Origin of the sequence: Lactobacillus sp. A27, assembly GCF_016742815.1 — a bacterium.
GTDB classification, from domain to species: Bacteria; Bacillota; Bacilli; order Lactobacillales; family Lactobacillaceae; genus Lactobacillus; species Lactobacillus gallinarum.
The window spans coordinates 43,507-49,964 of record NZ_JAEHNT010000111.1; the positions used below are offsets into that span (position 1 = coordinate 43,507).

Consider the following 6,458-nt stretch of genomic DNA (forward strand, 5'->3'; position numbering starts at 1 on the left):
TTTTTGCTGATGTAAAATAAACTGAGAGGTGAGAAAGATGATTGGGACAATCGTGAACACATTAGCGTTATTAGTAGGAACGTCCATTGGCTGTTTAGTAAAAAAGGGGATTAACAAGCGTTACGAAGACGTTTTATTTATCGCAATGGGCTTAGCTGCTCTAGGCATTGGCTGGGAAAACGTGACCAACAACATGCCGAAGAGCCAGTATCCCGTTTTATTTATTGTCAGCCTAGCTTTAGGCGGCGTATGTGGAACCGCTCTTGATATTTCTGGACATTTTGATCGCTTAGTTGCTAAAACTGGCAAATCCAATTTAGGCAAGGGTCTCGCAACTGAAATTTTGCTTTGCTGTATTGGGGCACTTTCCATTGTTGGTCCCGTTATTGCAGCTGTAAAGGGCGATAACACCATGCTGTTCACTAATGCTACGTTGGACTTTGTAACGTCGATGGTCTTTGGCGCAAGCTTCGGCTGGGGGATGCTGGTTGTTGCTCCAGTTCTATTTTGCTGGCAAGGCAGTATTTATCTCGTCGCCAAGTTTTTATCAGCCAGCTTTTTTACCGGTCCACTTGTAACAGAAATTTCCATTGTTGGTGGCTTCTTAATTGCCTGTTCAGGTCTAGCTTTATTAAAAATTCGTGATGTAAAGACATTGAATTTTTTGCCTGCACTGCTAGTACCAGTTATCTTTTTTATTATTAAAGATGTAACGGGCCTATTTTAATTTGAATTAATTTTTCTGAAAATTTTGCCAGCCATACTATGGTTATGAATCAAGTTGTCTTTAATTCCCATTAGTTTAAAATCTGCATTTTGTGCAACGCGGGCGCTTTTACCATTTTCAACTGCAACAATTAAGTCAACGTATTTAAGATTTAACTCACTGAAGGCATATTTGCACACTTCACGTACGCTTTTAGTCATAATGCCTCGGCCTTGATATTTGCTAGACAGCCAATAGCCGATTTCGCCTTTTTGGTTGGTAATTAAATTATGCAAATCAATCATGCCGCAAGGTTCGCCGTTAACGAGAATAGTCAATACAATCATGCGCTCTTGAACCATGTTAGCTTGAATGGTTTTGATAAATTTAGCTTCATCAGCTGAAGATTTCATATTGTAGGCCCAGGGCAGCCACTTACCTAGGCTTTCTCGATCATGGGCGATTGCATGATAAAGATCAATTGCTTGCCAAGTTTGCGGCAATACTAAGTGAATATCTAAATCATCGATTTGGAAGTGGATTAATGAAAAATAGTAATGGATATTTTTATTCATTTTATCGTTTCTTTCTAAATACAAATTGAGTTATTGCAAGTATACTTAATTCATAATTAAAAGTCATTGCAAAGTTAGCTAAATTTTGCTAAGTTCGTAAAAGTTACTGCTTTTGTGTTGAAGGGAGAAAATTATGCAAAAAAAAGAATCAATATTTCCAGTCATTTATGGCATAATTTCCGCAATAATTGCTTTTATTGCCGTATTTTTTATTTGCCTGCACACTTTTAGATTAAATCTGCAATTAGCGATTATACTGGCAGGTATTTTTGCAATTTTCTTTTTTGGCTTGTCTTATTTTAGAGGGCATGCTTCAGTTGAAATTAAGCGCATCGTTTATAAATATAAGTTAACAGATCAAGAAGTGGCTAATATTACGGGGATGAAACCGAGCGATTTTCCAATTTATCACGATCGCTTACAGTTGATTTTGCCTAAACGCTACTGGCCACGTGTACTTGATGCGCTGCAAAAGTATGAAAAAGAACAAGAATCTACAAATAATAGTTAGAGGGAAAAATGAGTTTATTAACTGTTAAAGACTTAAGTCAAAGCTTTATTGATAAGACTTTGTACGAAGATGCCAACTTTGTATTAAATAAGGAAGATCACATGGGGGTTACCGGTCAAAATGGGGTAGGTAAATCTACGCTAATTAAGATTTTGACAGGTGAGATTATTCCAGATGACGGTCAAGTTAAATGGCAAAATAAGATCGATGTAGGATATTTGGACCAGTACGCTAAGCTTGCACCAGGGGTAACCATTCGCGGCTTTTTGCGGACTGCTTTTGATGAGCTGTTTAAAAAAGAACAAGAATTAAATGAGTTATATACCAAGTATGCTGAAAATAGTGATAATCAATTGCTAGAAAAAGCAGGTAAGATTCAGACCTACCTAGAAGAGAACAATTTTTATGATATTGATACCGAAATTGAACAAGTTGCAGCTGGGTTGGGTTTAGCGGACCTCGGCTATGACCACGATGTTTCCAAATTATCAGGTGGTCAACGTTCCAAAATTATTTTGGCTAAGCTTCTTTTGCAAAGCCCTAATGTTTTGGTGCTAGACGAACCAACCAACTACCTGGACGTATCACATATTGATTGGCTAGTTGATTATCTGAACAACTTCTCTGGCGCCTTTATCGTAGTTAGTCACGACTATGATTTTTTAGGTAGAATTACCAATTGTATTATTGATATTGATTTTGGTACGATTACGCGTTATACCGGTACGTTGAAGCAAGCGCTGCGGCAAAAAGCGGCTAACCGTGAAACTTACCTTAAGGCATATGCTAACCAGCAACGCAAGATTGCTAAGACCGAAGCATATATCCGTAAGAACAAGGCTGGTACTCGTGCCAAGAGTGCTAAATCTCGTGAAAAGCAACTGGCAAGAATGGATATTTTAACCCCACCTAAAAACAACCGTCGGGCTAAATTCGAATTTCCATACGTAGCTACGGCTTCTAACTTGCTTTTACAAACGCAAGATTTAGTAATTGGTTATGATCATGCGTTAGTTAAGTCTGCCTTTAATTTCTCCGTTGGTGGCAACGAAAAGGTCGCAATCACTGGTTTTAACGGAATTGGTAAGACTACCTTGCTTAAGACGTTATTAGGACAACTCAAGCCAATTTATGGCTCGTATGAATTATCAGTAACGGCAAAATTAGCTTACTTCAAGCAGGATTTAGCTTGGCCAAATAATAATATGACGCCGCTACAATATTTGCAGGAAGAATTTGAACGCAAGAAGCCTAAGGAATTAAGACAGGCACTTGCTCGTATGGGTTTGACTGCGCAACAAGCTATGAGTCCATTGAAAGAATTGTCTGGTGGGGAACAGGAAAAAGTAAAATTAGCTAAGATGCAATTTGAACCAGCTAACTTGCTTTTCCTTGATGAACCAACTAACCACTTGGACAACGATACGAAAGATGCCTTGAGAAAAGCCATCGTCAATTTCCCAGGTGGAGTAATTATTGTTAGTCACGAACGAGATTTCTTCCATGGCGATTGGGTAGATAAGACTATAGATATTGAAACAATGAATTGAGGATAAAACTATGTCCGATAAGCACGATACTAAATTTTATCAGGAAATATTGGATATTTGTTTAACCGCTGGACGCTTAATGATTGAAGGCGGTAGTGAAATGTATCGGGTTGAAGACACGATGCTTAGAATTGCTCGGAACGCGGGTGCAGAAGATCCGCGTGTTTTTGCTACTCCTACTTGTGTATTTATGAGCTTAAATGGGGGTAACTTATCTCAAATGAAGCAAGTGCGAGATCGTAATATTAATCTGGAGTTAGTGGATCGTGTTAATGCATTATCGCGACAATTTGCAGCTAAGCAAATCGATTTACAACAATTGAAGGAAAAGATAGTCCAAGTAGCTAATGCTCCTTCTTTCCCTATGTGGTTGCAAGTAGTTGGTGCAGCAATTCTGAGTGCGACTTTGATGGTTCTGTTTATGGATAATTATGATTGGGTCGACTTTCCAGGAGCCGCTTTAGTGGGTGGTGTCGGTTTTTGGGCATATTGTGAATTTAAAAAGTACACTAAAGTTCGCTTTTTATCAGAATTAATTGCGGCGATGGTGATGGGACTTTTAGCAGTAGGCTTGAATTGGTTAGATTCACAGATGATCGTGGATAATATTTTGATTGGAGCGCTAATGACTTTGGTTCCAGGACTTGCCTTAACCAATGCATTGCGAGATCTATTTATGGGTGATTTGCTATCTGGAATTGTAAGAATGTGTGAAGCCGTCTTAACCGCACTTGCTTTAGGTGGTGGAGTCGGAATGATCTTGAAGTTCATGGGGGTATAACGATGCCTTTTTGGTTAGAGATAGTAATTAATGTTGCTTTTTCTTATATTGCTTCTGTAGGATTTGCGTTAACTATTAATGTCCCACATCGTGCGCTTAATTCATCTGGAATTAGTGGAGCAGTAGGCTGGATGGCTTATTGGTTTTGCTTTCGCTTAGGTATGGGCAGAATGGTTTCTAATCTGATTAGTGCATTTTTAATCGGAATTTTGGGATTATTTTTTGCTAGGAGAAAAAAATGTCCTGCAACGATCTTTAATATTCCTGCATTGGTACCGCTGGTGCCGGGGATGCCAGCTTATCAGGCCGTTCGTGCACTTGTAGCAGGCAATTATACACAAGGACAAGAGCTGATTTTGCGAGTGGCAATTGTTACTGCCGCAATTGGGTTAGGTTTCTTGTTATCTACGATGTGCATTGAAGCATTCTATAGAATAAAATATCGCCATTTTAAGAAGATAATGCTGTACATGAAACATAAAAGATAGTACAATGCGTAGTTGACGAGTCGATTAATGAACGCGAGATGCGTATATTTATGAGATAGAGGACATCCGCCTTAAGTGGCAAGCACGGGAAGTGCTGATGGTGGACATACTGATGTGAACAGTTTAAATGTCCACATGTGCTTTTGCATGTGCCTTGAGTTGAAAAAGGACAAGCTTTCCATAAAGCTTGTCCTTTTTGTTTTGTTTAACTAATGTAAAGCGCTTGTCGACCTTGTTGGTCGTAACTCTGTTCTAATTTATGCCAGTTTACAGCTTGATTTTTAAATCCATAAGGATTGTTAAGGTAGACAACCTTCTTTTTCTTGTTGTAACCTGTAATTACACAAGCATGTGATGATGGTGTAACGTTCACCTTACCTGAGTTAGTTTCCCACGTTTGCATATTGTTGACGCGGCTAAAGGTTGTAGTAGTAATAATTAAAACGGGATGACCATCGGAAACTAGTTTTAATATTTTCAGGAAATTACTGCCGGAAGCATTAACGATGTGGTTGGTGTATTTACGTGCAACGTTATAAAGCGGACCATTATAAACGCACCAGCCGGCATTTGCTACAGTCATATGACCGACAAAGCCCTGATTAGGATTACCGCGATAACGGCCATTGTCGGTAAAAGAATCGACGTGTTGAATGTTCTGTGCTAGTTCATTTTTAGTAACTTTGATGCCATAATAGTTCATAAGCATGGATAAACTAGTTACCTCGCAGCCGTTAGGCAGGTCGGGGAGCTGATTTTCTAGAGGAACATTGAGCTTTTGTTTCTCTTTCATCATCATCCAATTAATTTCGTCATCAATTTGATTTTTGTTTGCAAGGTAAGTTAGACTAAGCACTAATATTAATCCAATTGGAATAATTAAAAATAAGTACTTTAAATTAATTTTTTTATTTTTCATGAGTACTATTCTAGCAAAATCTTATTATGAATTCTAAAAAGTGATGACAAAAAAATTTTTTGTAGTATGTTAGTGAGTAGAATTAACAAAAAGGAAAGTTTATTTTGAAGATTAATTTAGAAGATTTAAATAATAAAATTGAAAATCAAGATTACATTCAAGATCTTGAAACAGTAAAATATGGCGATATTAGCAAATCTAAGAGCAAGATCAAGCCTTATGCAGAGAAGATGATTAAGGAAGTCGCTGCTGCGTTCAAGCATGATTCATTAGTGCAAACTCAGCTGGCAGTGACAGGTCAGCGTCCGGTTACGTTTGCTTTAGAGACTAATATCATCAACTTGCCTTACAGCAATTATAAGAAGATTGTCAATTTTTTTGAGGAAGGGCAAGAATATCCGCTTAATGTTTATTTTGAAACGCGGTCTGATTATGTTAATGTTTCGCATTTTAGAATTGATCAATTGGCAACTGAAGAAGAAGTTGAAAAAGATGCTGATAAGGTGGTAGATCAACTAGTAGAAGCAATCATTGAAAAGCTGACAGTTGTGCGTGAATATGAAGCGCCAGAAAAGAAGACTGCTAAGAAGGAAACAAAGAAGAGCAAAACTGCTAAAAAAGAAATTAAAAAGAAAAAGTAGTTTTATAAGGTTTTTAGACTCGAATCTAAGTGATTCGGGTCTTTTTTGTAATGATAACAAAAATTTTTGTTTTTTATTTTTGCTCTTTTTCCAGTCAGAACTTGGAACAAATGTTATTATAGCAAGCCTTCGCGCTATCTATTTTATTTTTAAAAAAGTTTTATTTTGTCCTTGCATTATATAACGTATGTTATATAATAAAGATGTAAGGAATGAGGGAACGAAAAGTTCCAACAAGTTAAAGTGATTTAGAAAATAGAGGTATTCATTATGTTAGACTCAAAGAA

8 protein-coding genes are annotated in these 6,458 nt (G+C 37.4%); 6 read left to right on the top strand and 2 right to left on the bottom strand.

The window, feature by feature from the left end; all coding sequences use genetic code 11:
- Positions 1-37 precede the first annotated feature (37 nt).
- Complete coding sequence (locus tag JEM49_RS09955; RefSeq protein WP_087236355.1) at positions 38-727, top strand: DUF554 domain-containing protein; 690 nt, start codon at positions 38-40, stop codon at positions 725-727.
- On the opposite strand, the gene JEM49_RS09960 is transcribed toward JEM49_RS09955, so the two are convergent.
- Positions 724-1,281: a GNAT family N-acetyltransferase gene (locus tag JEM49_RS09960; RefSeq protein WP_201874873.1), complete on the bottom strand. Its 558-nt coding sequence runs from the start codon at positions 1,279-1,281 to the stop codon at positions 724-726. The genes JEM49_RS09955 and JEM49_RS09960 overlap by 4 nt on opposite strands.
- A gap of 133 nt (positions 1,282-1,414) precedes the next feature.
- Here JEM49_RS09960 and JEM49_RS09965 point away from each other — a divergent pair, with 133 nt between their 5' ends.
- Genes JEM49_RS09965 through JEM49_RS09980 form a run of 4 tightly spaced genes read left to right on the top strand, consistent with a single transcriptional unit; the run spans position 1,415 to position 4,611 of the window.
- Entirely contained in the window at positions 1,415-1,792 is a 378-nt protein-coding gene (locus JEM49_RS09965; protein WP_014919445.1) for a hypothetical protein, read from the top strand.
- Between the two features lie 8 nt (positions 1,793-1,800).
- Positions 1,801-3,342: an ABC-F family ATP-binding cassette domain-containing protein gene (locus JEM49_RS09970; protein WP_201874875.1), complete on the top strand. Its 1,542-nt coding sequence runs from the start codon at positions 1,801-1,803 to the stop codon at positions 3,340-3,342.
- A gap of 10 nt (positions 3,343-3,352) precedes the next feature.
- Positions 3,353-4,123 carry a threonine/serine exporter family protein gene (locus JEM49_RS09975; protein ID WP_025005870.1) on the top strand — a complete coding sequence of 257 codons (771 nt, stop codon included), beginning with the start codon at positions 3,353-3,355 and terminating at the stop codon, positions 4,121-4,123.
- A gap of 2 nt (positions 4,124-4,125) precedes the next feature.
- Positions 4,126-4,611, top strand: coding sequence for a threonine/serine exporter family protein (locus tag JEM49_RS09980; RefSeq protein ID WP_087301078.1), 486 nt, complete (start codon positions 4,126-4,128; stop codon positions 4,609-4,611).
- A gap of 205 nt (positions 4,612-4,816) precedes the next feature.
- Here the strand turns inward: JEM49_RS09980 and JEM49_RS09985 are convergent, their stop codons facing one another.
- On the bottom strand, positions 4,817-5,530 hold the full coding sequence (locus tag JEM49_RS09985) for a C39 family peptidase (RefSeq protein WP_162606886.1): 714 nt from the start codon (positions 5,528-5,530) through the stop codon (positions 4,817-4,819).
- Between the two features lie 104 nt (positions 5,531-5,634).
- On the opposite strand from JEM49_RS09985, the gene JEM49_RS09990 reads away from it, so the two are divergent.
- On the top strand, positions 5,635-6,171 hold the full coding sequence (locus JEM49_RS09990) for a hypothetical protein (RefSeq protein WP_025006492.1): 537 nt from the start codon (positions 5,635-5,637) through the stop codon (positions 6,169-6,171).
- Positions 6,172-6,458 lie beyond the last annotated feature (287 nt).

Excerpts from the sequence above, each read along its gene's own strand:
- JEM49_RS09975 (WP_025005870.1), top strand. The coding sequence starts at position 3,353 with ATGTCCGATAAGCACGATACTAAATTTTATCAGGAAATATTGGATATT.
- JEM49_RS09970 (WP_201874875.1), top strand. The coding sequence starts at position 1,801 with ATGAGTTTATTAACTGTTAAAGACTTAAGTCAAAGCTTTATTGATAAG.
- JEM49_RS09955 (WP_087236355.1), top strand. The coding sequence starts at position 38 with ATGATTGGGACAATCGTGAACACATTAGCGTTATTAGTAGGAACGTCC.
- JEM49_RS09965 (WP_014919445.1), top strand. The coding sequence starts at position 1,415 with ATGCAAAAAAAAGAATCAATATTTCCAGTCATTTATGGCATAATTTCC.
- JEM49_RS09960 (WP_201874873.1), bottom strand. The coding sequence starts at position 1,281 with ATGAATAAAAATATCCATTACTATTTTTCATTAATCCACTTCCAAATC.
- JEM49_RS09985 (WP_162606886.1), bottom strand. The coding sequence starts at position 5,530 with ATGAAAAATAAAAAAATTAATTTAAAGTACTTATTTTTAATTATTCCA.
- JEM49_RS09980 (WP_087301078.1), top strand. The coding sequence starts at position 4,126 with ATGCCTTTTTGGTTAGAGATAGTAATTAATGTTGCTTTTTCTTATATT.